Consider the following 25528-nt stretch of genomic DNA (forward strand, 5'->3'; position numbering starts at 1 on the left):
ATGGCTGTCAAAGTCGCGATCAACGGTTTCGGTCGCATAGGTCGCCTCGTCCTGCGCGGGATTATCGAAAGCGGACGCACGGATGTCGTCCCTGTCGCCATCAACGACCTCGGCAGTGTCGAGGCAAATGCCCACCTCCTGTCCTATGACAGCGTGCATGGCCGCTTCCCGGCCGAAGTCCGTGTCGAAGGCAACAGCATCATCATCACGGCCAATGGCCGTACCTATGCCCCGATCCATGTCTCTGCCGAGGCGGACCCGACCAAGGTCGGGTTCACGGGCGTGGATGTGGCGCTGGAATGCACCGGTCGCTTCACCGACAAGGAAAGTGCCGCGCAACTGATCAAGGCAGGCGCGCGCAAGGTCATCGTCTCCGCCCCTGCGTCGGGCGTCGATGCAACGATCGTCTATGGCGTCAACCAGGATGTACTGACATCCGACATGACCGTCATTTCCAACGCATCATGCACGACCAACTGCCTGGCCCCGGTGGCCAAGGTGCTGGACGATGCATTCGGCATCGAATGCGGCTACATGGTGACAATCCATTCCTATACCGGCGACCAGCGCACGGTGGATACCCTGCACAAGGACCCGCGCCGCGCGCGTGGCGCCGCGCTGAACATGATCCCGACCTCCACCGGGGCAGCCCGTGCCGTGGGCCTCGTGCTGCCGCACCTGAAGGGACGTCTTGACGGGACCGCCATCCGCGTGCCGACGCCCAACGTCTCTCTCGTCTCGCTTGATTTCGTGCCACAGCGCGCACCGTCCTCCGTCGAGGAAGTGAACGAGGCGGTGCGCAAGGCCGCGGGCGAGGCGCCGCTCAAGGGCATCCTCGATTACAACACAGCACCGCTGGTAAGTTCGGATTTCAACCATTCGGTTGCATCCTCCACCTTTGATGCGACACAGACGGCGGTCATCGACGGCGGCAGGCTGGTGCGCATCTGCAGCTGGTATGACAACGAATGGGGCTTCTCCAACCGTATGTCCGACACAGCCGCCCTGTTCGGCAGCCTGTAATGGCGACGGTCGCGTTCAAGACGCTGGATCAGCTTCAACCCGCGGGCAAGAAGGTTCTTCTGCGCGCAGACCTGAACGTTCCGGTGAATGGCGGGCAGATTACCGACGCCACCCGCCTGCTGCGCCTGCTGCCGACCATACAGGAACTGGCGCAGAAGGGCGCGCGCGTCATTGTGGTCAGCCATTTCGACCGCCCCAAGGGCAAGCGCGTGCCTGAAATGTCGCTTGCCCCGATCGCAGATGCGCTGGGCGATGCGCTGGGCCGTCCCGTGACCTTTGCCGATGACTGTATCGGCCCGGTGGCGCAGGCCGCCGTCGATGCGATGCAGGATGGCGACGTGGTGGTCCTGGAAAACACCCGTTTCCATGCTGGCGAGGAAGCCAACGACCCAGACCTTGCCAAATCGCTGGCGTCACTGGCGGATTTCTATGTCAATGACGCGTTCTCCGCCGCCCACCGCGCCCATGCCTCCACCGAGGGGGTGGCCCGTCACCTGCCGTCCTTTGCCGGACGCCTGATGGAGACGGAATTGAACGCGCTGAACATCGCGCTGGAAAATCCCGAACGTCCAGTGGGGGCGATCATTGGCGGGGCGAAAATCTCCACCAAGCTCGACCTGATCGGCAACCTGCTTGAAAAGGTACAGGTGCTGATTATCGGCGGGGCGATGGCCAATACGTTCCTTGCGGCGCAGGGCGTGAAGGTCGGGCGTTCCCTGCAGGAAGGGGAAATGCACGACACCGCGCGCGCCATCCTGGCGAAGGCCAAGGAAAAAGGGTGCGAGGTCGTCTTGCCGGTCGATGCCGTAACCGCGACTGAATTCAAGGCCAACGTGCCCACGCGCGTTGTCGGGATCGACGCCATTCCCGACGATGCGATGATCCTTGATGTCGGTCCGCAGACCGTCCGCGACCTGTGCGCAAAGATCGCGACGCTGAAAACGCTGGTATGGAACGGCCCGCTGGGCGCGTTCGAAATCGCGCCGTTTGACGCAGGCACGAACGCAGTGGCGCAGGAAGTTGGTCGCCTGACGCAGGAAGGCAGGCTGAAAAGCATCGCCGGTGGGGGGGATACCGTCTCCGCCCTGCGCCATGCGGGTGTAACGAAGGATATTTCCTATATCTCCACCGCGGGCGGCGCATTCCTTGAATGGCTGGAGGGCAAGACCCTGCCGGGCATCATGGCGCTGGAATCCGTGTTCGAACGCGCATTGCCGATCTGAAGGGTCGTTTCACGACCGCCCTGACGGGAACGGGGGATCATCCTTTGCAGGATGATCCCCTTTTTTCATAACGCGTAGTGGGGGAAAGACAAAGAGATTGTTTGAAAACAAGTCATTGATAAAAAACAAGAAAAATTTTTGGGTGCTGCCTTTTTTTCAAAAAGGCGGCCTCTTCTGAAGCTTTTTAGAAAAAGCTTCACCAAAAACCTTTATAATTTCAGAGTTTTATCGATCCTGACTTTTCAAACAGTCTCAAAGTTTCTGGAGGCGCGATTTTCAGGCATGCGCCTTGCTGCGCAGCTTTTCAGGAAAAATCTTCGCCTGAAACTTCTTCCAAGGCTGCCTGTAAAGACAGGGGCAGCTAAAGACAGGGCCAGCAGTCTGCTGAATGATAAAAGCCCTGAACGGCATTCCCCTTTGGGGAAAGGCAACATACCAGGGTTTTTATCATTACTTATCAATGTATTGTTTTAAAACGCCTTTTACTGCCCTGCCTCGGGTGATGCGCCTTCCTTGTTTTCCCCATTGTCCGCCGGGGTTTCGCGGTCGATCACCTTGATATCGTCACCCACCAGCCCCTGCGCAAAGGCCTGCGCGGAGAAGGGGCGCAGATCCTCTGCCTGTTCGCCCACACCGACCATATGGACCGGCAGGCCGAACGCATCGGCCAGCGCCACGACAATCCCCCCGCGCGCAGAACCGTCCAGCTTCGTCACCACCAGTCCTGTGACGTTCACCAGTTCCTTGAACACCCGCACCTGTTCCATCGCATTCTGGCCCGTGGTGGCATCCAGCACCAGAAAGACGGAGTGGGGGGCGGTTTCATCGAACTTGCGCATCACGCGGATGATCTTCGCCAGTTCCTCCATCAGCGCGCCCTTGTTATGCAGGCGCCCCGCAGTATCAACCAGCAGCAGGTCCGCACCTTCCGCCTTGCCTTTCTTCAGCGCCTCGAACGCAAGACCGGCGGCATCGGCATTGGGGGGGCCAGCAATGACCGGCGCGCCCACACGCTCGCCCCAGACCTGCAACTGTTCCACGGCGGCGGCACGGAACGTATCGCCCGCGACCATCATGACCTTCTTGCCCTGCTCGCCATAATAACGGGCCATCTTGCCGATCGTCGTGGTCTTGCCCGTGCCGTTGACCCCCACCACCAGCACGACATGCGGCTTGTGCGCGGGATCGGGTTCGAACGGGATGGCGACAGGGTCAAGGATCTTCGCGATTTCTTCCGCCAGTGCGGTGCGGACTTCCTCGTCCGTCACTTCCTTGCCGAATTTGGAGGAACGGAAGGAATCGATCACCTTCGCCGCGACATTTGGCCCTAGATCGGCAGAGATCAGCAGGTCTTCCAGATCCTCCAGCGCCTGATCATCAAGCTTGCGTCGGGTGAAAACCGCGCTGAGCCCACCGCTGAGTTTCTGTGTGGAGCGCGACAGCCCCGCCTTGAGTCGTGAGAAAAAGCCAAGAGCCATGTCAGGGTAATTCCGCCACCAGTCCGTTATCGTCAAAAGCCACAGGCCGCACCGTCTCGATCCGTCCCGCCTGCGACGGCGCAACACCATCCGCCAGCCGCACCGGGGCGAATTCCTCGGAATGCCCGGATGTCTGCGTCTCCATCAGCACCCGCAACGGCCGCCCCAGCAATCCCGCGTGATAGGTACGTGCCGCCTGCGCCCCCACCGCACGCAGGCGCGCGGCGCGCTCGCGCCGCTGTGCCATGGGAATGGCGGGCATCCGGGCCGCGGGCGTTCCGGGCCGCTCGCTATAGGGGAAGACATGCAGGTAAGGCAGCGCCTGTCCTGCGATGAAATCCAGTGTTTCGTTGAACAGCGCTTCGTCTTCGGTCGGGAAACCGGCGATCACATCCGCGCCGATCCCGATATCGGGCCGCAATCCGCGCGCGCGCGCGATGACGGCGGCGACATCATGCGTCAGGTGACGCCGCTTCATGCGCTTGAGGATCATGTCCGACCCTGCCTGCAACGACAGATGCAGATAGGGCATGAAGCGGGGTTCATGTTCCAGCAGTTGCCACAACCCGTCATCAATCTCCACCGGGTCGACCGACGACAGGCGCAACCGTTCCAGTTCGGGCACCAGGGCCAGCAGCCTGCGGCACAACTGCCCCAGCGAGGGCTGTCCCGGCAGGTCCCCACCCCATGATGTGATATCCACCCCGGTCATCACCACCTCGCGATAGCCCGAGGCGACAAGCGCGCGCACCTGTTCAACCACCACGCCGACGGGAACGGAACGTGACGGCCCCCGGCCGAAGGGAATGATGCAGAAGGTGCAGCGGTGGTCACACCCCTGCTGCACCTCCACAAAGGCGCGGGTGCGGCCTGCGAACTCCGTCACCAGATGCGGCGCGCTTTCACGGGCGGCCATGATGTCGGATACCGCATTGCCCTGCGACAACGCGGCTTCACTCCAGCTTTCGGCGGCCAGTTTTTCGCGATTGCCCAGCACCCGTGTGACACCAGGCAGCGCAGCCCAGCGGTCAGGGTCGATCTGTGCCGCACACCCCGTCACGACGATGCGCGCGTCGGGACGGTCACGATGGGCGCGACGCACCGCCTGACGGGCCTGGCGCTCGGCCTCCGCCGTGACCGCGCAGGTGTTGACGATCACGACATTGTCCAGCCCGGCGGCATGGGTGCGCATCACCTCGCTTTCGTAGGTATTGAGCCGACAGCCAAATGTCAGGATTTCAGGCTTTTTCATCGGGGATAGGTATCCAGCGCCACAGTGCCTTCGAAACTCATCACGGCGGGACCACTCATCAGGACATGGCCATCGCTTTCACGCCACGTCACCGACAGCACGCCGCCATCCATTTCCACAACGCATGTACGCCCGACCAGCCCACGCCGCACGGCATTGACCACGGCGGCACACGCACCGGACCCACATGCCAGTGTCAGGCCCGCGCCACGTTCCCATACCCGCAGCCGCATGTCATCGCGCGCGCGCACCTGCGCAAAGCCGATATTGGCCCGTTCGGGAAACAGCGGGTCGCATTCCATTGCCGGCCCACGCACGCGCGGGTCGGTCGTATCCCCCACATCAAGGAACACGGTGGCATGCGGGTTGCCCATAGATGCCGCGGCCGGGTCCCCCCACAATGGCAGATGCAGGGTATCGACCTCCCGCACGAGGGGGATATCGCGCCAGTCCAGCGCGGGGGGGCCCATATCGACGGTAATGACGCCATCACCGGCAATCCGGGTTGGCAACAGGCCCGCGCGCGTCTGCAACACGGGGGCCATCGTCCCGCGTTCATCCCCGATCAGGGCCGCGACACAGCGCGAGGCATTGCCACACGCCCCGGATTCCGTGCCATCGGCATTAAAAAAGCGTACGAACACATCCGCACCATCACGGCAGGCGGGGCGCAGCACCACGAACTGGTCACAGCCAATGCCGCGCTGACGATCCGACAGGGCGGCGATGCGCGCGTGCGTCAGGTCAAGGCGGCTGGCACGTTCGTCCATGATGACGAAATCGTTCCCCAGGCCATGCATCTTGTAAAAGCTGGTCTTCATCTGTGCCCTATATACGCCAACATCGTCCCGGCCGCGAAATGCCCGCCCCTGTGCGAGTCGCCCGCTGACGCGTTTTTACAGGAAACGCCCCGGCGCGCCACGTTGCAGAACCTCGATCCGGTATCCATCAGGATCGGTAATAAAGAAAAACCGCCCCACGAACCGTGCCCCGCATGACATGTCCTTCACCGGTTGCGGCGACAGCCCGGCGGCGGACAGGCGCGCATGTTCCGCGTCCACATCCGCAACCGACACCGCAAGATGGCCATATCCGTCACCAAGGTCATACGGATGGTCACGATCATGGTTAAGCGTCAGTTCGAGTTCAAACGTCTGCTCCGCATTCGCAAGGTAGATAAGCGTGAACGTATCGAACACAAGCCGGTCCACTGGCCGCAGGCCAAAGGCAAGGTCATAGAACGCCTCGCTGGCGGCTGCGTCACGCACGCGGATCATGGAATGGATCATTCGGGCCATGTCTGCGGTTTCTCCTTTGGTTCAATCTGTCGTAAATGGCGGCAACCGGCGGCATTCTCAACATGCCGTGGCGTCTTTTCGCGCATGGCGAAACGTGCAGGCGACCGGCCGTTTCGTCCCACCCCGTCGCATCTGGCACATTCATGAACGATCTGCACGGCTTTCATCCTGGCGCCTTCCTCAGCGCGTCGCACGACTCCGACACCGTTTTCTGGTCCGCACGTCCCTCCGGCCCGATGCTGGACCCCGGGGCATGCACGGCCGTCACGGCGTTGTACCGCACCATGCTGCCCGAAGGGGGACGCATCCTTGACCTGATGGCCGGAAGTGACAGCCACCTGCCAGATAATGTCGCCTTTGACGCCGTGATCGGCATCGGGGTGGATGCCCCGGCACTTGACGCCAACGGGCGCCTGACACAACGGATCGTGCAGGACCTCAATGACACGACCGAACTGCCCCTGGCCGATGAATCGCTTGACGCCGTGTGCCTGTGCGATGTCGTGCCCTACCTGCGCCATCCTGTCGCGCTGTTTCGTGAAATTGCCCGTGTGCTGCAACCCGGGGGGCTGGTACTCGTTACCTACGGCAATGGTTTTGTACCGCAAAAAGCCGTGGCATTATGGCAGGCGATTGAAACGGAGGAACGCCAGCGTCTGGTGCGTATCGTGATGCAGCGCGCAGGCTTTGCCCATACCGATACCGGCAGCGTCACCCCACCGCCCAACGATGCCGTCTGGCACGACACGGTCTATGGCGTGACGGCGCGCCGGGACGAAGGCGCGGCATGACGGCCCCACGTGGCATGGGCCGAATATTGCAGAAGGTAAAAATATCCTTCTTAAAAGAAATTATCATTTACGCCGACGCTGGGAAATGTTTTGACACAGAATAGTCTTGACCCGTAGTCCGAGGCCCACTGGTAATATATGCGGAATTTCCCCCCCCGTCGCGCTGGCTGGCACCGTCTGTCGGCCGCCCTGCTGCTGTGCTCTGTCATGGTGCCCGTATCCGCCACATGGGCCGATGATGACCCGGAATCGCTCGATATCATGGAGCGACAGATGGAACGCATCCAGCAACAGCAGATGGAACTGCAACGCGACCTGACGATGATGCGCAAGCAGATCGCACAGCATCGCGCCCATGCCGGTACCGGCACGGGCACGGGGGAACATTCCCTGCAGGTATCGGGCAGCGCAGGGCATGTGCGCGGTGGCTGGACCCCGCATGAGGGGCGTATCACCGCCATGGGTGAACGCACACCGCCGGGCATGGGCGCGCCGCATATCGGGGGGCATTCCGACAATCCGAACGGGTCGTTCCTTGACACCCCGACATTCGAATCCGTCGTCGCCCATCGTGACGAGGATCTGATTTCCCATATGGCCAACAACAATGTCGGCCCCCATACCCGTGAAACCGTCGGCGCGCAGTCTGCCGGTGCACTGGGCAGCAAGGTCTTCCATGCCGGGGCGGTATCCATCATCCTTGGTGGTTTCTTCGACGCCGCCGCGTTGGAGGAAAACCGCCATGTTGCCTCGGGCATCTTCAATTCGTGGGCAAACATTCCCTTCCGCAACAGTTCGAACTTCCACACCGACAATTTCAACGGCGATGCGCGCTATACCCGCTTCTCCCTCATGGCGCGCGCGCCGCTGGGCACGCACGTGACGGTGGCGGGATTTGTAGAAAGCGACTTTGGCGCCAGTGCGGAAACAACCAATCCTTATGAAAGCAATTCCTACGTCCCGCGCCTGCGTCAGGCGTACCTGACGCTGGATGATGCCAAGACCAACTGGCACTTCCTGATCGGACAGGCATGGACGATGCTGACCCCGGATCGCGTCGGCATCATACCGCGACAGGAAAGCCTGCCCGAAACCATCGAATCCTCCATCCTTGCGGGGCAGACATGGACGCGGCAGTGGCAGGTGCGCCTGGTCAAGGATTTCCTCGAACACCGGCTGTGGGCGGGTCTGTCGATCGAAAACCCGGCCACGATCTATGACACCACCGGTTTTTCAGCCTATAGCGACAATGGCGAATATGCCCTCCCCGGCAGCGGCAACTATGCCAAGGTGGGATCGAACGGCGTCGGGCTGACGGGATCCAGCACGAACTATTCCAACGAAATCGCCCCCGACATCATCGCAAAGATCGCAGGCGACCCGTCATGGGGCCATTATGAAATGGAAGGTATCGTCCATTTCCCGCATGACCGTTCGGTCATCGGTGGCGAGGGACAGAACCATACCGCCATCGCATGGGGCGGCGGCGGGTCGATGATCCTGCCGGTCATCCCGCACACGCTCGAAATACGGCTGGCCGGACTGGCGGGCAAGGGGATCGGGCGTTATGGCTCCGTCCTGCTGCCTGATGCCACGCTGAAGGCCAATGGCGCGCCCGACCTGCTTAGCAGCGCGCAGGCGACGGCGGGCGTGATCGCCCATCCCAACCGCCTGGTCGACGTCTATGGCTATTTCGGGATGCAGCGTTCGGGACGCGGATATTTCGATTCCGATGGCACCGCCTATGGCTATGGCAACCCGCTCTCCGACAATAGCGGGTGCTGGACCGAAGGGTCGTCAGCCTGCACCGCAAGCATAAAATCGGTGGAGGAATTCACGATCGGGGCATGGTACCGCTTCATCAAGGGCAAGTATGGCACCGTGCAGGCAGGCACGCAGCTTGCCTATTCGCGCGTGCATACATGGGGCGGAATCGGGGGGGCCCCCACCACGAGCATGAGCGAGATCTTCTTTGATTTCCGCTATCTGCCATTCCAGTAATCCCCTGCGGATCGCCACCACACAGGCCATGACGCCTGCGCCTTGCACCCGCATCGAAAAAGGGGGATGTTGCCCCCTCCTGTGTGGATAAGGCGAAAGGGCGCGACGCATATGCCGGTAAAGCAACGACACTGGAGGATTGCCGGATGCGTGGCCCTTGGGCTTCTCCCGCTTCTTCTGTCATCCATTCCCGCCATGGCGCAGGAAGATGAGGACGAGGCCGATTTCAAACGCCACCAGTCCATGCACCAGCTTTCGCGTCACCCGCCGCTGCCACGCCTGCATATGGATTACAGCCAGTACCGCTTCATCCCCCCCGGTGACAAGGTAAAGGAACAGCCCGACGTCAACCGGCTGCTGTTCTGGACGCAGCATGGCACGCCCGATGGCTATGCCGAACGCCATGGCGGGGCCATCGTCTATTACGACAGCACGGGCAAGGCGATCCGCGTCGATAATGTCCCGGCCACACCCACCCGTTAGGACGATTTCGAAAACATCCAAAGGCTGTCTGCAAACAGCCGGGGCCGTGACATCAGCTTTTTTTTCAGAATGCCCCAAAAGGCGTTGCCTGTTTCAGGTCATAAGAAAGATTGTTTGAAGACAAGAAAAGTTTCTGGGTGCCGCCTTTTTCCAAAAAGGCGGCGTCTTCTGAAGCTTTTTAGAAAAAGCTTCACCAAAAAACTTTATAATTTCAGCATGTTATAGATCCTGACTTTGCAAACAGCCTGCCAAGGCAACGTCCTGCAAGTCTTTTGTAAGGTCATGATATTTCTTCTGGTGATGCTGCCCCTGTGCATTCGTCATCAGGTCCGCGCGCATACAGCCGTGCGATCCCCTGCGCATCCAGCACCTGTGCGGCCGGGCCGTCACGCATCACCCGCCCGCACCGCAACAGGAGTGCATGGTCAAACGCAACAGCGGCCCGCACGGGGTCATGTGTTGTCGCAACAATTGCATATCCATCATCCGCCAGTTCGCGCAGCAATGCATACAGCCGCTGCTGCTGCCCATAATCAAGGCCGGTTTCTGGTTCATCCAACACCAGTATCCGCCCCCCCTGCGCCAGCGCACGCGCGATCAGCACGGCCTGGCGTTCGCCGCCTGACAGGTCGGTATAGGACCGTGCCGCCAGGTGGCTGATCGACAGCCGCACCAGCGCATCCGCCACGATGGCCGCGTCCTCTGCCCCGACCTTCCGCGCAAAGGGTGTATAGGACACCCGCCCCAGCGCCACCACGTCACGCACGGTATAGGGAAACAGCGATATATGCCCCTGCGGGACATAGGCGATCCGGTGCGCGACCTCGCGCCGGTGCCATTGCGACAGGTCGCGCCCATCCAGCAGGACCTGCCCCGCATCCGGCCGCAACACCCCCAGCAGCACACGCAGCAACGTGCTTTTCCCCGCCCCGTTCGGCCCCAGAAGCCCGGTCATCCGCCCCGCCACGATCGACAGTGATACGTCATCCAGCACACATCGCCCATTACGGCGCAGCCCGACACGACGCACATCCAGCACCGTCCCCTTCATAACCGCCCCCCCCGCCGCAACAGGCGCAGCACGGAAATGAACACCACGACGCCAAGAAGGTCCGTCAGCAGCCCGACGGGGATTTCCTCGGCCGACAGACATCGTGCGAGGTCATCACATACCAGCAGGAAAATCGCGCCCAGCCCGGCGCTCAGCGGAATGACACGCGCATTGCACGGCCCCGCCAGCAGGCGCGCCACGTGCGGGATGATCAGCCCGATCCAGCCAATCATTCCCACCGCCGACACCGTCAGCGCCGAAAGCCCTGTTGCAATACCGATCGTGCCATAACGCAATGCCGTAACCGGCACGCCAAGGGTACGCGCCTCTTCATCGCCCATTGCCAATGCATCAAGCATCCGCCCGCAGGCCGACAGAACCACAATCCCCAGCAAGACCGGGACCGCCATGACCTCCAGCCGCAGCACATCAACCTGCGTCAGGCTGCCCAGCAGCCAGAACACGATGTCGGGCAACTGCTGCTGCGGGTCGGCAACATATTTCAGCATGGACATCAGCGCGGTGAACAGGGCGGAACTGATCAACCCGCCAAATACCAGCATCAGCAGGGAGGCCGCATCGAACATGCGCGCGACCCCCACCCCGAACGATACGGCAAGGATACCGCCCGCAAACGACAGCGCCTGTACGCCCGTCGTGCCCATGCCATTGACAATCCCCAGCGCGGCGCCAAACCCCGCCCCCGCCAGCACGCCCAGCAGGCCGGGGGAAACCAGCGGGTTACGGAATACCGCCTGATATGTCGCGCCAGAGACCGACAAAGCAGCCCCCACGCACACCGCCGCCCCGATCCGCGGCAGGCGCGCGCCCATCAGGATCGCATGCACCATGTCATATTGCGCCTGCGGCAATGCCTGCCCGCCCATGGCCGTCACCACAAAACGGGCGATCACACCCGGCGCAATCGCGTAACGCCCAAGGCAGGCAGAGACAAGGAGGCATAGCACAAGTCCGCCGAACACCAGCCATCCGGCAGAACGCCCCATCATACGCAGGATCAACGGGGGGAGGCCCCCCCGCCCTTCGTCGCCCCGGCAGGGGGCAGCCCGGCCAGTATCCGCCGCGCCTGCGTGACATCAAGGTCGTAATGAAAGAAGGTGCGATAGAACGCACAGGTCCGTTCCACCATGTCGGTGGCCGGGAACAGGTCAGGATGCAGCACCTGCGCCGCCCATGCGACCTGCAACGGGAATTCGCTGCCGTACCGGTCCCACGGGAACACGCCCGCCGGGTTATGGATCACATGTCCCGTGCGCACGGCGGTGATATTGCGCCACACGCCGCCATCAGCCATCGGGTCAAAGGTCCCGGCATCAGGGCCAAGGATGATGACATCAGGATTCCATGCGGCCAACTGCTCGACCGAAATGGGCTTCATATTGCCATCCACCCCGTCCGCCGCATTCCGCGCCCCCGCGATCGACAGCCATTCGTCAATGATCGTATGCGCCCCGTCCACACGCAGCGGATGCAGGGACTGGATATGCACCACGCGCGGCCGTGCATCCGGGGCCAATGCGTCGGTGCGCGCGCGGGTATCGTGGACCACCCCGTCAAGCAATGTTTCATAGGCGCGCGTTACCTCCTGCGCCTGCCGTGTGCCGATCACCTGTGCTGTCATCTCCAGCGAGCGACGCAGGCTTGCGGCATCGGTGAACCCGGCCACCAGCACCGGAATCCCCACCGCACGCAGGGCCGCCGCCGTGGCCGAACCGTTGGGGACAAAGGCGACATCCACCCCGGCCTTCAGCAGGCTTTCGGCGTTGACCGCCGGGCCATTGACCCCGATGGCATGATAGAGTGCAGGCGCGACAAGGAACATCCACGGCCGGGTATCGGGCCGGTCCACCGTAACCGCAATCCTGTCCGCCGCGCCGAGCATGATGGTCAGTTCGTTATGCGCAAACCAAAGATCCGCGATATGTCCGGGCCGCGCAGGCACCTGCTGCACCTGCCCCGTCATGTCGGCCACACCATGGGTGATGCCATCCCCTGCCGCATGCCCGATGGGCGCCATAACGAAAGATGCCGACAGCATCATCGCGCCGATCACACCCATGCCCCATGTCCGTGGATACCGCATGCCCGCCCCCTGTAACCTGATGATCCCGATATATCCCATCGGATACATCCCCGGCCAGAGGCGATCGCTCCACATGGCATAAGACCGCGAACACAGACGTAAAATGGGCATTCCAAGGCAATTTTGTTAGTATAGAAATTATTATAAATACAAAATGAACATATTTCTGAAAAAATAAAAGCTCATGATGCATGATTTTTCAAAATTATTAAAAGAAAAATATCCCTTAATATCGCATTATTTTCTTAATTAGTTATATTTTTAAGGGTTTTTAAGATATATATACTGCAAAAAATTATGATATTCCGTTTAAAAACAAACCATTGATAAAAATTAGAAAAGTTTTTGGGTGTCGCCTTTTTTCAAAAAGGCGACGTCTTTTGAAGCTTTTTAGAAAAAGCTTCACCAAAAACTTTCATAATTTCAGGATATTATTGAGCCTGATTTTGCAAAAAAAACAGGATAACGCCTGAAATGTTCGCGTTCCCTCTTGATGGAGTATTTTAAAACAGTCGCTCCAACAGCCCCTGAACGCTTTTCATGGGTATCGCACAGACGGATTTCCAGAAAAAAAGCCGCCCCGGTAAAGGGCGGCTTTTCGAAATACCCTCAGATGCGCCAGCGCATCCCTGGATCAGTCCTCGGCATAGGTCGAAAGGTCAGGGCATGAGCAGACGAGGTTACGATCCCCATACGCATTGTCCAGCCGGTTGACCGGCGACCAGTATTTGCTTCCTGCCTGCACCGCACCGGGCAGGCACCCGCGCGCACGGTCATATGCACGGTCCCATTCCGGGTCGGTCACGTCACGCACGGTATGCGGCGCATGGCGCAGGGGGCTGTCCTCCACCTTGATCCTGCCGTCCATGACCTCGCCGATTTCTTCATGGATGGCGATCATCGCCTCACAGAAACGGTCAAGCTCTCGCAGGCCCTCGGACTCCGTCGGCTCGATCATGAAGGTGCCCGCGACGGGGAAGCTGACGGTCGGGGCGTGAAAGCCATGATCGACCAGACGCTTGGCGATATCATCGACCGTGACCCCGGCCGTATCGCGCACGGGACGCAGGTCAATGATGCATTCATGCGCCACCCGCCCGTTCACCCCGCGATACAGCACCGGGTAATAATCCGACAGCCGCGCCGCAATGTAATTGGAATTCAGGATTGCAACCTCGGTCGCGCGACGCAGGCCCGCATCCCCCATCATTTTCATATAGGTCCATGAAATCGGCAACACGTCGGCTGAACCGAATGGGGCCGCGCACACGGCATTGGCTTCGCCCAGTTCGGGGCGACCGGGCAGGAAAGGCGCCAGATGCGCACCAACCCCGATCGGCCCCATGCCCGGCCCACCACCGCCATGCGGGATGCAGAACGTCTTGTGCAGGTTGAAATGGCTGACGTCCGACCCATATGACCCCGGCCGTGACAACCCGACCTGCGCATTCATGTTCGCGCCATCCAGGTAAACCTGCCCACCCGCCGCATGGACCAGATCGCACAGTTCGCGCACGCTTTGTTCAAACACGCCATGGGTGGAGGGGTAGGTAATCATGATCGCGGCAAGCTGCTGCGCATGTTGCGCGATGCGGGCCTTCAGGTCATCCATGTCCACGTTGCCATGTTCATCGCATTTGACGACGACAACCTTCATCCCCGCCATCTGCGCCGAAGCCGGGTTGGTGCCATGGGCGGATGCCGGGATCAGGCACACGTCACGCCCGGCCTCGCCGCGTGCGCGGTGATAGGCACGGATCGCCAGCAGCCCGGCATATTCGCCCTGCGCACCCGAATTGGGCTGGAGCGAGACGGCGTCATACCCGCTGATGCGGCACAGCATCTGCTGCAGTTCCGCGAACAGTTCGGCATACCCCTCCATCTGGTCCGCCGGGGCAAAGGGATGGATGTCACAGAATTCGGGCCACGTGATCGGCATCATCTCCGCCGTCGCGTTCAGCTTCATCGTGCATGACCCCAGCGGGATCATCGAACGGTCCAGCGCCAGATCCTTGTCCGCCAGGCGGCGCAGGTAACGCAGCATGTCAGTTTCAGAGCGATAGGCACTGAAGACCGCCTGCGTCAGCAACGCGCCCGTACGCGCCAGCGTCTGTGGGATTGCGGTGGCCGGGGCGTCAAGCGTCCCTTCCATCGCGGCCACGCGGGCCGCATCACCGGCAAAGCAGGTCCAGATCGCACGCACCACTTCGGGTGTCGTGGTTTCGTCAAGGCTGAAGCCAAGGGTATGCGCATCAACCCGGCGCAGGTTCATTCCCGCCGCCACCGCACGATTGACGATGTCCGCCGTGCGTTCACCCGTCGCGATGGTCAGCGTGTCAAAGAACGCATCCGTGCGCACATCCTCGCCCAGCGCGCGCAGACCCGCCGCCGCCACGACACACAGGCGATGAATACGCGTGGCGATGGCATGCAGCCCGTCCGGCCCATGATACAGCGCATACATCGACGATACGACGGCAGGCAGCACCTGCGCGGTACAGATGTTCGACGTCGCCTTTTCACGGCGAATGTGCTGTTCGCGCGTCTGCAACGCGAGACGATAGGCAGGCTCGCCCCGCGAATCGATCGATACGCCGACAAGGCGACCGGGCATGTTGCGCTTGAACGCATCACGCACCGCCATATATGCCGCATGCGGGCCACCCGCGCCCATCGGCATGCCGTAACGCTGCATCGAACCGACCGCGATATCAGCCCCCAGCGCGCCCGGACTTTCAAGCAGCAGAAGCGCCATCGGGTCCGCCGTCATCGCCGCGATCGCACCAGCCGCATGCAGGGCCGCGATCGCGGCACGCGGATCACGCACCTGCCCGGACGACCCCGGATACTGGAACAATGCGCCAAACACCTCGTCCGCGTGCAGGTCATGCGCCGGATCGCCCACCACCAGCGTCCAGCCCATCGGTTCGGCACGGGTCCGCAGGACGGAAATCACCTGCGGGTGACAGTCCGCATCGACAAAGAACGACATTGCCTTGCTGCGTGCGACGCGACGGGCCATGGCCATCGCTTCCGCCGCCGCCGTCGCCTCATCCAGAAGGGAGGCATTGGCCACGTCCAGCCCGGTCAGTTCGGTCACAAGCGTCTGAAAGTTCAGCAGCGCCTCCAGCCGGCCCTGGCTGATTTCAGGCTGGTACGGGGTATAGGCCGTGTACCAGGCCGGGCTTTCCAGCACGTTGCGCTGGATCACACCCGGCAGGAACGTATTGTAATATCCCTGCCCGATCAGGGACGTCATCACCTTGTTGCGGCCCGCGATCTGGCGCAGGCGTTCAAGGGCCTGCGTTTCGGACATGCCGGCACCCAGACCCATTTCCCCCTTCAGGCGGATATCGCCGGGGACGGTCTGCGCCATCAGGTCCTCAAGGCTTTCGGCCCCCACGACATCAAGCATGTCGCGCACATCGTGGGCGTCGGGGCCAACATGACGCGCACAAAACGCGTCAGGATCGCTGCCCGTACCCTGCCACAGGGGGGAATTATCGGTGGAAGACGTCATGATCGGGAACTCCGTCAGGTCACAGGCAGCAGGAATGTCAGGCCAGCAGCGCGGCATAGGCCGCGGCATCCAGCAGGCCGTCAAGCTGCGACCTGTCAGCCATCTTCATGCGCACGATCCAGCCGCCGGCCTCCGGCTCGCGGTTGATCAGCGACGGATCATCGGACAACGCGTCGTTGAAGGATGTGACCGTGCCACCAACCGGGGCATAGATGTCGGAGGCGGCCTTCACCGATTCCACAACCGCGACACTGTCGCCCTGCGCAACGTCGGTGCCTGCATCCTTGCCTTCGACAAAGACCAGTTCGCCCAGCTCATCTGCCGCGTGCTGCGTGATGCCGACGACGACTTCGTCACCCTCGATGCGCAGCCACTCATGTTCCTTGGTGTAATAGATGCTCATGATCCGCCCATTCTTCCGTAATGTTGGGGGTTGAAAATAACCGGGGTGGAAAACCGGGACCTAGCGCCGGAAGGTCGGCGCCACGAACGGCAGCGCCACGACATGAACCGGCAGGACACGCCCCCGCACACCCGCGAACAGCGGCGTGCCGATGGCCGCCGATGCCGTATCGACATATCCCATCGAAACCGGTCCGGGGACGCTGGGGCCGAACGCGCCCGATGTCACATGCCCGACCTGGTGCGTGCCTTCGGCATCACTGAACAACGGCGCACCGCCACGGATCGGGGCACGCCCCTCCCCCCGCAGGCCGACGCGACGGCGCGCGGCCCCTTCGGAGAGATGCTTTGCCACGATATCAGCACCGGGATAGCCACCGGCGCGCACGCCACCGGGGCGGCGGCTTTTCTGGATCGACCATTCCAGCGCGCCTTCGACCGGCGACGTCGTGGTGTCGATATCCGACCCATACAGGCACAACCCGGCCTCCAGCCGCAGGCTGTCCCGCGCGCCCAGCCCGGCCGCCGCGATATCCGTACAGGCCAGCAGCGCACGGGCAACATCTTCCGCCTGTCCGGCAGGCATGCCGATCTCGAACCCGTCCTCCCCGGTATAGCCCGAGCGCGAGACGATGCAGGCAACGCCCGCGATATCGGTTTCGATCACGTCCATGAACCGCATGGCCGCCGTCGCGGGGGCCAGTTCGGCCATCGCCGCAACCGCCGCAGGCCCCTGCGCCGCGATCAGCGCGCGATCCGACAGGAACTCCACCTCGCATACATCGGCAATTCCCGCCTGTATCAGGGCAAAATCCGCATCCTTGCACGCCGCATTGACCACCAGCAGGAACCATGTCCCCATGTTGGCGATCATCAGGTCATCGCTGATGCCGCCATCTTCGCGCATCAGCAGCGCATAACGCTGCCGTCCGGGGCGCAGGGCGAGGATATCGGCAGGAACCAGACGTTCAAGCGCAAGCGCCGCATCCGCCATGACGCCCGAACGCGGGCGCACGCGCACCTGTCCCATGTGCGAGACGTCAAAGATGCTGCCTGCCGCGCGGGTATGCAGGTGTTCGGCCATGACACCGGCCTCATACTGGACCGGCATGTCATACCCGGCGAAGGGCACCATGCGCCCCCCCCAGTTCAAGATGCAGCGCGTGCAGCGGCGTGCGCAAAAGACCCTCGGTCATGCGAAGACTACCTCGTCATTGCGATATGACCCGACAGCGCACGCGCCATGACCCACGCCCCGCGACGGCATGGATGCCGGCAGGGTACGGATCACGGCATCATGGCGCGCACAGGCGGGACATGTGCGGGGGGATGCAGGAAATTGCGAAATCGTTATGATCTGTGCCGAAGGCGTGGACATGAAAAGGGCTCCTGCGACTCCGTAATGGATATCACCTGCCCCTTCTGTCACCTGTGCCTGAGATCGCTATCCCGTCGGCGGGCGCACCGGAACCGGGCGCCTCTTTCCAGAAGTTATCATCGACCGGTCCTTTTGCCTGAGAGTTTCCGGGGCGGTTGCTCCTTCGGCGCCGGCACATGGCCGGTCTCTCCCGTATCGATACCCGACTGCTTGACATGACACCCGAACACAAGTCAATCCATGAAAACGCCTGATGTCCCGCGTCCATGCGCCCACGCTGGCATGCACCGGTGCGGGGCATCTGATTCCCTTGTGACAAGGATGCCAGACATGACCGACACGCCCCTGATCATCATCGCGGAATTCGAAACCACGGCCGCCACGCGCGCGCCCTTCCTCGCAGCCTGCATCGAGGACAGCATCCGGTCGGTCACGGATGAGGCGGGATGTTCATGCTTTGACGTGCTGACCACGCCGGATGAACCGGATACGGTGATCCTGCACGAGGTCTATGACAGCCCCGCGGCGTTCGACGCCCATCAGGCGACGCCACATTTCAAGGCGTTCAGCAATGCGGTGGACACGCTGAAGATACGCCTCGTAAGTGTGCGCAAGACAGTACGCAACATACCAGCGCCCAAATAAGAGAGCGTTTGAAAACAACTCATTGATACAAAATAAGAAACGTTTTTGGGTGCTGCCTTTTTTCAGAAAGGCAGCGTCTTTTGAAGCTTTTTAGAAAAAGCTTCACCAAAAATCTTTATAATTTCAGGATGTTATTGAGTCTGACTTTATCAAACAGCGTCTGATAAGGGGTTCCGGGTGCCGCTATTTTCAAACATGCCCCCCCTTTGGAACCTGACCAAAAGGGATGCCTGAAACGGTGGAACCTGCGGTTTGCCGGAACAACAAAAGTGTTGGGCGCAGCTTTTTTAAAAATCACCCAAAGATGTCGCCTTTAAAATCATAAGGCGACATTCAGGAACGTCTGTCATTCCCGACCACGCTGTCATTTTCAAACAGCCATTTATGTAAGGTCAGGCCAAAGAGCGGGACGTGCGACATCCCACCCGTACGGGGTCAGCCCCTGGGGGTATAACCAGGCAGGTTCCGCGCGATGTAGGGCGGCAACACGAAGGAGGCGACGTGCATTTCGGGCGTCCAGTACTGGCACTCCCCAATGCCTGCCTTGCGCGCACGTTCACGGATCGTCGCGACGTCCTGCGTGCCCGGTGCATCCCCCTTGGCCGCGATGCCCAGTGTCATAAACCCGCCGACATAGGTCGGAACCGCCGCGACATAGGCCGAGACATGGCGGAAGAACTGCGCACGGCGCGCGCTGGTGTCACGCAGTTCATCGGCCTGCATGAAGGGCACGCCGCACTGGTTCACGATCAGACCGTTATCCGTCAGGATTCGCGCGCAATGACGATAGAACGAATCGGTAAACAGGACTTCGCCCACGCCAATCGGGTCCGTGCTGTCGACGATGATCGCGTCAAAGGAGGCATCGGGCGCGGTGGCAACATATTCGATGCCATCGCCCACGATCACCTCGGCACGCGGATCGTTCCATGCATCCCCTGCGATGTCGGGCAGGAATTGTTTGGACAGAGAAATGACCTCCCCGTCGATTTCCACCATGACCGCGCGTTCGACGGTGCCATGTTGCAGCACACGACGCAGGACACCGCCGTCCCCCGCCCCGATAATCAGGACATTGCGCGCCGCCCCATGCGCAAGCAGCGGCACATGTGTCAGCATTTCCTGATACACGAACTCATCACGCCCGGTGATCTGCACAACACCATCGAGCATCAGGACACGGCCATAATCCTCGTTCTCGAACACCGCGATGTCCTGGAACGCGCTCTTGGTCTGGGCCAGCATCTTGTTGACACGAAACTGCTGCCGCCAGCCACCATAGAGGGTTTCGCTGATCCAGATGTCGGACATCACGGTACTCCTTGAAAAATATCCATGCGAAAGCGGGCCGGACACAAGGGTCCGGCCTGCCATTCTTTCCCATGCGGGAAGTATCGGTTATGAGCGGGAAAAACACGCCACGGCATGGGAACACATGACGTGTTCCCATACGCACGCATTACAGCGCGACGCGGCCGCGACGCTGTTCATCGACCTCGATCCGGCCGGCCTGAAACAGGCGCTGCATGACCGGAATCGCAAGGTGCGGGTCGCATGCGCCGCACATGAAGATATCCACGGCGGCGAAGTTACGCTCCGGCCACGTATGGATGGAGATGTGGCTTTCCGCCAGCACGACCACACCCGACACGCCACCATTGGGCGTGAAATGATGGAAGTGACTGTGCAGGATTGTCGCCCCGGCCGTCACTGCGGCTTCACACAGGGTGCGGTCAATCTGTTCCGGATTGTCAAGATTGTGCGCATCCCAAAGATCGACAAGAAGATGCGTTCCCGCAAACTTCATCCCGTCTTTTTCGACGAAGTAATCTTTCCGGTCGTCGTCGGACGAAAACGGCGCTGAAGAGATCTGGTTATCGCTCGGGAGTTCCGAGACCATCCCCAGTTGAGCAAGTGCGTTCATCACGTACCCCCAAACCAGTAGACAGCCTGTTGGGCAGACATTGCCCCCTTGGGCCAAGAGCGCCGCTGATAGGGCTTCTGCCGGGCGGAACGCAAGCATTTTCCGCATGATGGGCACAATATTTTTTGTTTTTTCCCATCACGCGTGCAACCGCGTCCCGCCATGGCGGGTTCTATCCGCCCTTCATCGGCTTTTTTCCGCCTTTTTTCGCCTTTGGCGTGACCTTGGCCGCCACAGTGCGCGTTTTCGACGTGGCGGGAGTTTTTTTCACGCCCTTGCGCCCGGGACTCTGCTTTGCAGGCGCATCGCCCGGCTGCTGCGCAAGTGCCGCCTTCGCCACCTTGGCGCCTGCCCCACGCAGGAGCGGACGCAGGAACCGGCCGGTATGGCTTGCGGAAGTCGCGGCAATGTCCTCCGGCGTGCCCTCGGCCACGATACGGCCACCGCCGTCGCCCCCTTCCGGCCCCATGTCGATCACCCAGTCGGCGGTCTTGATCACCTCCAGGTTATGTTCGATCACCACCACCGTATTGCCCTGCGCCACAAGCGCATGCAGCACCTCAAGCAGCTTTCGCACATCCTCGGTATGCAGGCCGGTCGTCGGTTCATCAAGGATGTAGAGCGTGCGTCCCGTCGCACGCCGCGCCAGTTCCTTCGACAGCTTCACACGCTGCGCCTCCCCCCCTGAAAGGGTCGTCGCCTGCTGCCCCAGCGCAACATAACCCAGCCCCACCTTCTGCAGGATGGCAAGGCGGTCGCGGATGCGCGGCACGGCGGAAAAGAAAGGCAGCGCCTCGTCCACCGACATCGCCAGCACATCGGCGATCGACTGGCCACGGAACTTCACCTCCAGCGTTTCGCGATTATAGCGCGCGCCCTTGCACGTATCGCAGGTGACGAACACGTCGGGCAGGAAGTGCATCTCGATCTTCAGCACGCCATCCCCCTGGCACGCCTCGCACCGCCCGCCCTTCACGTTGAAGGAAAAACGTCCCGCCTTGTAACCCCGCGCCTTGCTTTCGGGCAGTTCGGCGAACCAGTCGCGAATCGGGGTGAACAGGTCGGTATAGGTCGCGGGATTGGAACGCGGGGTCCGCCCGATGGGGGACTGGTCGATGTCGATGATCTTGTCGAGCTGTTCGATCCCGTCGATGTCCCGATACGGGGCGGGGTTCTGTCCCGATCCCATCAGGCGGCGCGACAGGGCCTTGTACAGCGTGTCGATCACCAGTGTGGACTTGCCCCCGCCCGAAACCCCCGTGACGCAGGTGAACGTGCCCAGCGGGAAGCGCGCGGTCACATCCTTGAGGTTGTTGCCGCACGCCCCACGCAGGACGAGTTCACGCGCCGGGTCGATGGGACGGCGCTGTGCCGGGACCTCGATACGTTTACGCCCCGACAGATACGCCCCCGTCAGGCTGTCGGGATTGGCGGCGACCTGCTGCGGTGTGCCGCACGCAACGACATTCCCGCCATTGACGCCAGCACCCGGCCCCATGTCGATCAACCAGTCCGCGGCACGGATCGCATCTTCGTCATGTTCGACGACAATCAGCGTATTGCCCAGCCGCTTGAGCCGTTCCAGCGTGCCCAGCAGGCGTTCATTGTCGCGCTGGTGCAGCCCGATAGACGGTTCGTCAAGGACATACAGCACCCCCGTCAGGCCCGAGCCGATCTGGCTGGCAAGGCGGATGCGCTGGCTTTCCCCCCCCCGACAGCGTGGCCGACCCGCGCGACAGCGTCAGGTAATCCAGCCCCACATCATCAAGGAACCGCAACCGGTCAAGGATTTCACGCAGGATGCGCCGCGCGATTTCCGCGCGCTGCGGGCTTAACGTTTCCTCCACGGTGGCAAACCATTCCAGCGCGCGGCGGATGGGCATGTCGGACGCCTGCGCGATGTTCAGGCCCGCCACCTTCACCGACAGCGCCTCCGGCCGAAGGCGCGCACCATGGCAGACATGACACGGCTTTTCAGACTGATAACGCGAAAGCTCCTCGCGCACCCAGACGCTGTCGGTTTCCGCCATGCGGCGGCGCAGGTTGGTGACAACGCCCTCGAACGGCTTGGTCAGGGTATAGCTGCGGCGGTCATCACGGTAGGTGAAGGCGATGGGATCACGCCCGCCATCAAGGATGACGTCGCGCACCTCCTGCGGCAGGTCGCGCCAGGGCGTATCCATGCTGACACCATAATGTGCGGCCACACCAGCCAGCGTCTGCTGGTAATACGGGCTTTGGCTGTTGCGCCAGGGCGCAATGGCCCCACCGGCAAGCGACAGCCCCTCGTCCGGGACCACGAGGTGGGGGTCAAAGAACGTCTCCAGCCCGATTCCGTCACAGGCGGGGCAGGCACCCTGCGGTGCATTGAAGGAAAACAGCCGTGGTTCGATCTCCTCCAGCGTAAAACCGCTGACGGGACAGGCAAAGCGCGAGGAAAAAACGGTGCGCTCCGTGGGTGTGTCATCGGATTCATCCGTCGCGCGCCGCACCTCCTCGGCATAGACAAGTCCATCGGACAGCGACAACGCGGTTTCGAAACTGTCGGCAAGGCGTGATTCCAGCCCTTCGCGCACGACGATGCGGTCCACCACTGCCTCCACCGTATGGCGCAGGCGGCGGTTCAGGTCCGGCACATCGGCGATTTCATACAGCGTCCCGTCCACCTTCACCCGGGTAAAGCCCTTGCGCTGCAGGTCGGCCAGTTCCTTGCGACATTCGCCCTTGCGGTCACGCAGAACCGGGGCAAGCAGCATCAGACGCGTCCCCTCCGGCATGGCCATCACACGATCGACCATCTGGCTGATGGTCTGCGCCTCGATCGGCAGGCCGGTGGCGGGGGAATAGGGCACACCCGCGCGCGCCCACAAAAGACGCATGTAGTCATGGATTTCCGTAACCGTACCCACGGTGGAACGCGGGTTTTTCGACGTGGTCTTCTGCTCGATGGAAATGGCGGGGGACAGGCCTTCGATCGAATCCACATCCGGCTTGCCCATCAATTCCAGGAACTGCCGCGCATAGGCCGAAAGGCTTTCCACATAGCGGCGCTGCCCTTCGGCATAGATGGTGTCGAACGCCAGCGACGATTTCCCCGACCCCGACAGGCCCGTCATGACCGTCAGCGCGTCGCGCGGGATATCGACATCAATGCCCTTGAGGTTGTGCGCGCGTGCGCCCCGCACCCGAATCGCCGGGCCGGTTACGTGCTGCACACCGGCCCCCGCCCGTGCGGGAGAAGAATCGTCCATATTATCCTCCTGCCCCACCGACGCCGCGTGGGGACCGAATGTGATGTTGCCATGTTGTTCTGTCCCCATCCCACTCATAGGGCAAGGGGCCGTGAGGGAAGTCGCCGATTTTTTCCCGATTGCCTTTCCACCACTGCATCGGGGAAGACGCAGCATATCGCCAAAGCAGGGCTTTGCCGTTCCGGCCCAATCTGTTCTAGGATGGGGGATCACGACCGGCCGGACCGCCCAGCGGCGGACATGGCGGTTTCCGACGGACCGGCCCCTGCCCCCGATACCGGGATGCAAGGCAGCCGCCCGCGAACCCGAACAGCAAGCAGGACATCAAATGGCGGGTAGCGTCAACAAGGTCATCCTCGTAGGTAATCTGGGCAAGGACCCGGAGATCCGCAACAGCCAGAACGGCGCAAAAATCGTATCCCTGACCCTGGCAACCAGCGAGACATGGAACGACCGCGCCTCTGGCGAACGGCGCGAGCGTACGGAATGGCACCGCGTTGTCATCTTCAACGAACGCATTGGCGATGTGGCCGAACGTTTCCTGCGCAAAGGGCGCAAGGTCTACCTTGAAGGGACGTTGCAGACCCGTAAATGGACGGACCAGTCGGGGATGGAGCGTTACACCACCGAGGTGGTGATCGACCGTTTCCGTGGCGAACTCGTCCTGCTCGACAGCAATCGCGGCGGTGAGGGTGGCGAAGGCGGCGGGTATGGCGGCGGCCCCGGTGGGGGTGGCGGGTATGGCGGTGGTGCGCCCCGCCCGGCGCAGGCCCCCCGTTCCACGCCACCCGCAGGTGGCGGCGGCGGATGGGACGCGCCGTCGGGCGGCAGCGACCTTGACGATGAAATCCCGTTCTGAGTGCGCCGCGTCTGACAGGCCGCGAAGGCTGCCTGAAAATATATATTCAAAAATATATATTCAAAATCCACGACTGAAGGAGGGCGCGCAAATGCGCCCTTTTTCACAGGTGGCCCGTATCGCCGGGCACAGCACAAGAGAGCGGAGCCGCAAAGAACGGAACAGGCCCCATGAAGACGGACGCCCCCCGCACGCGACGGCCCCTGACCGATCGCGAAATCAGCAAATTCCTCAGCCTTGTACTGCGTCACGCACCGGAGCGGATCGCTATCAGCCTCGACCCGCAGGGGTGGGTGGAAACCACCATCCTGATCCGTCAAGCCCGCAGGCATGGCCAGACATTCGACCTGCCGAGCCTGCAACGCGTGGTGCGCGACAATGACAAGCAGCGCTTTACCCTGTCGCCCGACGGCACACGGATCCGCGCGGCACAGGGCCATTCCATCGCGGTGGACCTGGCGCTACCCCCCGCCATCCCGCCTGCGGTCCTGTGGCATGGCACGGCACGCACCAGCCTGGAATCGATTTTCCGTGACGGGCTGCTGCCCGGACGCAGGCGGCATGTCCATCTTTCCAACGACGAGGCCACGGCCATGACGGTTGGGACACGCCATGGCCGGGCCGTGGTCATGCGCGTCGCGGCAGGGCGGATGCATGACGAGGGCCTGACATTATGGCGGGCGGATAATGGCGTCTGACTGACCGACGGCGTGCCGCCATGCTATCTCTCTTTCGCCTGATGCGCATGCGACCGCACGGGGGCGGCGCGTGCTGCGACATCAGGGGAACAGGCGCATACGCAATGCGATGCGGGATAGGCACTTGCACGCCCGCGCCCCCGCCCG

21 protein-coding genes, 2 pseudogenes and 1 riboswitch are annotated in these 25528 nt (G+C 61.8%); of the genes and pseudogenes, 9 read left to right on the forward strand and 14 right to left on the reverse strand.

The window, feature by feature from the left end; genetic code table 11:
• The 3 genes from gap (at window position 1) to FYB92_RS13830 (ending at window position 2720) form a co-directional block, all read left to right on the forward strand.
• Complete coding sequence (gap, locus tag FYB92_RS13820; RefSeq protein WP_003617913.1) at window positions 1-1023, forward strand: type I glyceraldehyde-3-phosphate dehydrogenase; 1023 nt, start codon at window positions 1-3, stop codon at window positions 1021-1023.
• Window positions 1023-2246, forward strand: coding sequence for a phosphoglycerate kinase (locus FYB92_RS13825; protein WP_281650132.1), 1224 nt, complete (start codon window positions 1023-1025; stop codon window positions 2244-2246). Before gap ends, FYB92_RS13825 begins: the two co-directional genes overlap by 1 nt.
• Before the next feature lie 138 nt (window positions 2247-2384).
• Window positions 2385-2720, forward strand: coding sequence for a hypothetical protein (locus FYB92_RS13830; RefSeq protein ID WP_332828817.1), 336 nt, complete (start codon window positions 2385-2387; stop codon window positions 2718-2720).
• An 8-nt stretch (window positions 2721-2728) separates the two neighbouring features.
• Here the strand turns inward: FYB92_RS13830 and ftsY are convergent, their stop codons facing one another.
• The 4 genes from ftsY to FYB92_RS13850 form a co-directional block, all read right to left on the reverse strand.
• Window positions 2729-3724 (reverse strand): signal recognition particle-docking protein FtsY, encoded by a 996-nt coding sequence (gene ftsY, locus FYB92_RS13835; RefSeq protein ID WP_332828818.1) that lies wholly within the window; start codon window positions 3722-3724, stop codon window positions 2729-2731.
• Between the two features lies 1 nt (window position 3725).
• Window positions 3726-4976, reverse strand: a complete 1251-nt coding sequence (gene mtaB / locus FYB92_RS13840; RefSeq protein WP_003617910.1) for a tRNA (N(6)-L-threonylcarbamoyladenosine(37)-C(2))-methylthiotransferase MtaB — start codon at window positions 4974-4976, stop codon at window positions 3726-3728.
• Window positions 4973-5797: a diaminopimelate epimerase gene (gene dapF / locus FYB92_RS13845; RefSeq protein ID WP_332828819.1), complete on the reverse strand. Its 825-nt coding sequence runs from the start codon at window positions 5795-5797 to the stop codon at window positions 4973-4975. The genes mtaB and dapF overlap by 4 nt, the downstream gene beginning before the upstream one ends.
• 75 nt (window positions 5798-5872) lie before the next feature.
• A complete protein-coding gene (locus FYB92_RS13850) occupies window positions 5873-6274 on the reverse strand; it encodes a VOC family protein (RefSeq protein WP_062808617.1) in 402 nt (133 codons plus the stop codon).
• A gap of 143 nt (window positions 6275-6417) precedes the next feature.
• Between FYB92_RS13850 and FYB92_RS13855 the strand changes: the two genes are divergently transcribed.
• The 3 genes from FYB92_RS13855 (at window position 6418) to FYB92_RS13865 (ending at window position 9549) form a co-directional block, all read left to right on the forward strand.
• Window positions 6418-7065: a class I SAM-dependent methyltransferase gene (locus FYB92_RS13855; protein WP_040511512.1), complete on the forward strand. Its 648-nt coding sequence runs from the start codon at window positions 6418-6420 to the stop codon at window positions 7063-7065.
• 138 nt (window positions 7066-7203) lie between these two features.
• Window positions 7204-9066 (forward strand): hypothetical protein, encoded by a 1863-nt coding sequence (locus FYB92_RS13860; protein WP_075624238.1) that lies wholly within the window; start codon window positions 7204-7206, stop codon window positions 9064-9066.
• 150 nt (window positions 9067-9216) lie between these two features.
• Window positions 9217-9549 carry a hypothetical protein gene (locus FYB92_RS13865; RefSeq protein WP_003617905.1) on the forward strand — a complete coding sequence of 111 codons (333 nt, stop codon included), beginning with the start codon at window positions 9217-9219 and terminating at the stop codon, window positions 9547-9549.
• A gap of 280 nt (window positions 9550-9829) precedes the next feature.
• On the opposite strand, the gene FYB92_RS13870 is transcribed toward FYB92_RS13865, so the two are convergent.
• From FYB92_RS13870 to FYB92_RS13900, 7 genes and pseudogenes are all read right to left on the reverse strand, one after another.
• The gene (locus FYB92_RS13870; RefSeq protein WP_075595940.1) at window positions 9830-10600 is read right to left on the reverse strand and encodes an ABC transporter ATP-binding protein; all 771 of its coding nucleotides are present in this window, start codon (window positions 10598-10600) and stop codon (window positions 9830-9832) included.
• The gene (locus FYB92_RS13875; RefSeq protein ID WP_408902402.1) at window positions 10597-11616 is read right to left on the reverse strand and encodes a FecCD family ABC transporter permease; all 1020 of its coding nucleotides are present in this window, start codon (window positions 11614-11616) and stop codon (window positions 10597-10599) included. The genes FYB92_RS13870 and FYB92_RS13875 overlap by 4 nt, the downstream gene beginning before the upstream one ends.
• 2 nt (window positions 11617-11618) lie before the next feature.
• On the reverse strand, window positions 11619-12743 hold the full coding sequence (locus tag FYB92_RS13880; protein ID WP_239016020.1) for an ABC transporter substrate-binding protein: 1125 nt from the start codon (window positions 12741-12743) through the stop codon (window positions 11619-11621).
• Between the two features lie 595 nt (window positions 12744-13338).
• Window positions 13339-16224: an aminomethyl-transferring glycine dehydrogenase gene (gene gcvP, locus FYB92_RS13885; protein ID WP_332828820.1), complete on the reverse strand. Its 2886-nt coding sequence runs from the start codon at window positions 16222-16224 to the stop codon at window positions 13339-13341.
• Between the two features lie 37 nt (window positions 16225-16261).
• Window positions 16262-16627 (reverse strand): glycine cleavage system protein GcvH, encoded by a 366-nt coding sequence (gcvH, locus tag FYB92_RS13890; RefSeq protein ID WP_003617900.1) that lies wholly within the window; start codon window positions 16625-16627, stop codon window positions 16262-16264.
• 60 nt (window positions 16628-16687) lie between these two features.
• Window positions 16688-17822, reverse strand: a pseudogene (gene gcvT / locus FYB92_RS13895) (glycine cleavage system aminomethyltransferase GcvT).
• Window positions 17819-18004: a hypothetical protein gene (locus FYB92_RS13900; RefSeq protein ID WP_075632040.1), complete on the reverse strand. Its 186-nt coding sequence runs from the start codon at window positions 18002-18004 to the stop codon at window positions 17819-17821. The pseudogene gcvT and the gene FYB92_RS13900 overlap by 4 nt, the downstream one beginning before the upstream one ends.
• A 114-nt stretch (window positions 18005-18118) precedes the next feature.
• Window positions 18119-18208: riboswitch (glycine riboswitch) on the reverse strand.
• A gap of 126 nt (window positions 18209-18334) precedes the next feature.
• Between FYB92_RS13900 and FYB92_RS13905 the strand changes: the two genes are divergently transcribed.
• Complete coding sequence (locus FYB92_RS13905; protein WP_075624248.1) at window positions 18335-18649, forward strand: putative quinol monooxygenase; 315 nt, start codon at window positions 18335-18337, stop codon at window positions 18647-18649.
• Between the two features lie 435 nt (window positions 18650-19084).
• Here FYB92_RS13905 and speE read toward each other — a convergent pair whose 3' ends face one another.
• The 3 genes and pseudogenes from speE to uvrA all read right to left on the reverse strand — a co-directional run bounded on the left by speE (window position 19085) and on the right by uvrA (window position 23824).
• Window positions 19085-19960, reverse strand: coding sequence for a polyamine aminopropyltransferase (gene speE, locus FYB92_RS13910; protein WP_040511500.1), 876 nt, complete (start codon window positions 19958-19960; stop codon window positions 19085-19087).
• Window positions 19961-20108: 148 nt separating this feature from the next.
• Window positions 20109-20573 carry an adenosylmethionine decarboxylase gene (gene speD / locus FYB92_RS13915; protein WP_040510456.1) on the reverse strand — a complete coding sequence of 155 codons (465 nt, stop codon included), beginning with the start codon at window positions 20571-20573 and terminating at the stop codon, window positions 20109-20111.
• A gap of 172 nt (window positions 20574-20745) precedes the next feature.
• Window positions 20746-23824 (reverse strand): annotated as a pseudogene (gene uvrA, locus FYB92_RS13920) (excinuclease ABC subunit UvrA).
• Window positions 23825-24152: 328 nt separating this feature from the next.
• Between uvrA and ssb the strand changes: the two are divergent.
• Together ssb and FYB92_RS13930 are read left to right on the forward strand one after the other, a co-directional pair.
• Window positions 24153-24683, forward strand: a complete 531-nt coding sequence (ssb, locus tag FYB92_RS13925) for a single-stranded DNA-binding protein (protein WP_003617890.1) — start codon at window positions 24153-24155, stop codon at window positions 24681-24683.
• Between the two features lie 170 nt (window positions 24684-24853).
• Window positions 24854-25381, forward strand: a complete 528-nt coding sequence (locus FYB92_RS13930) for an RNA 2'-phosphotransferase (protein WP_332828821.1) — start codon at window positions 24854-24856, stop codon at window positions 25379-25381.
• Window positions 25382-25528 lie beyond the last annotated feature (147 nt).

It is taken from the genome of Novacetimonas sp. GS1 (genome assembly GCF_036686925.1).
Taxonomy (GTDB): Bacteria; Pseudomonadota; Alphaproteobacteria; order Acetobacterales; family Acetobacteraceae; genus Novacetimonas; species Novacetimonas hansenii.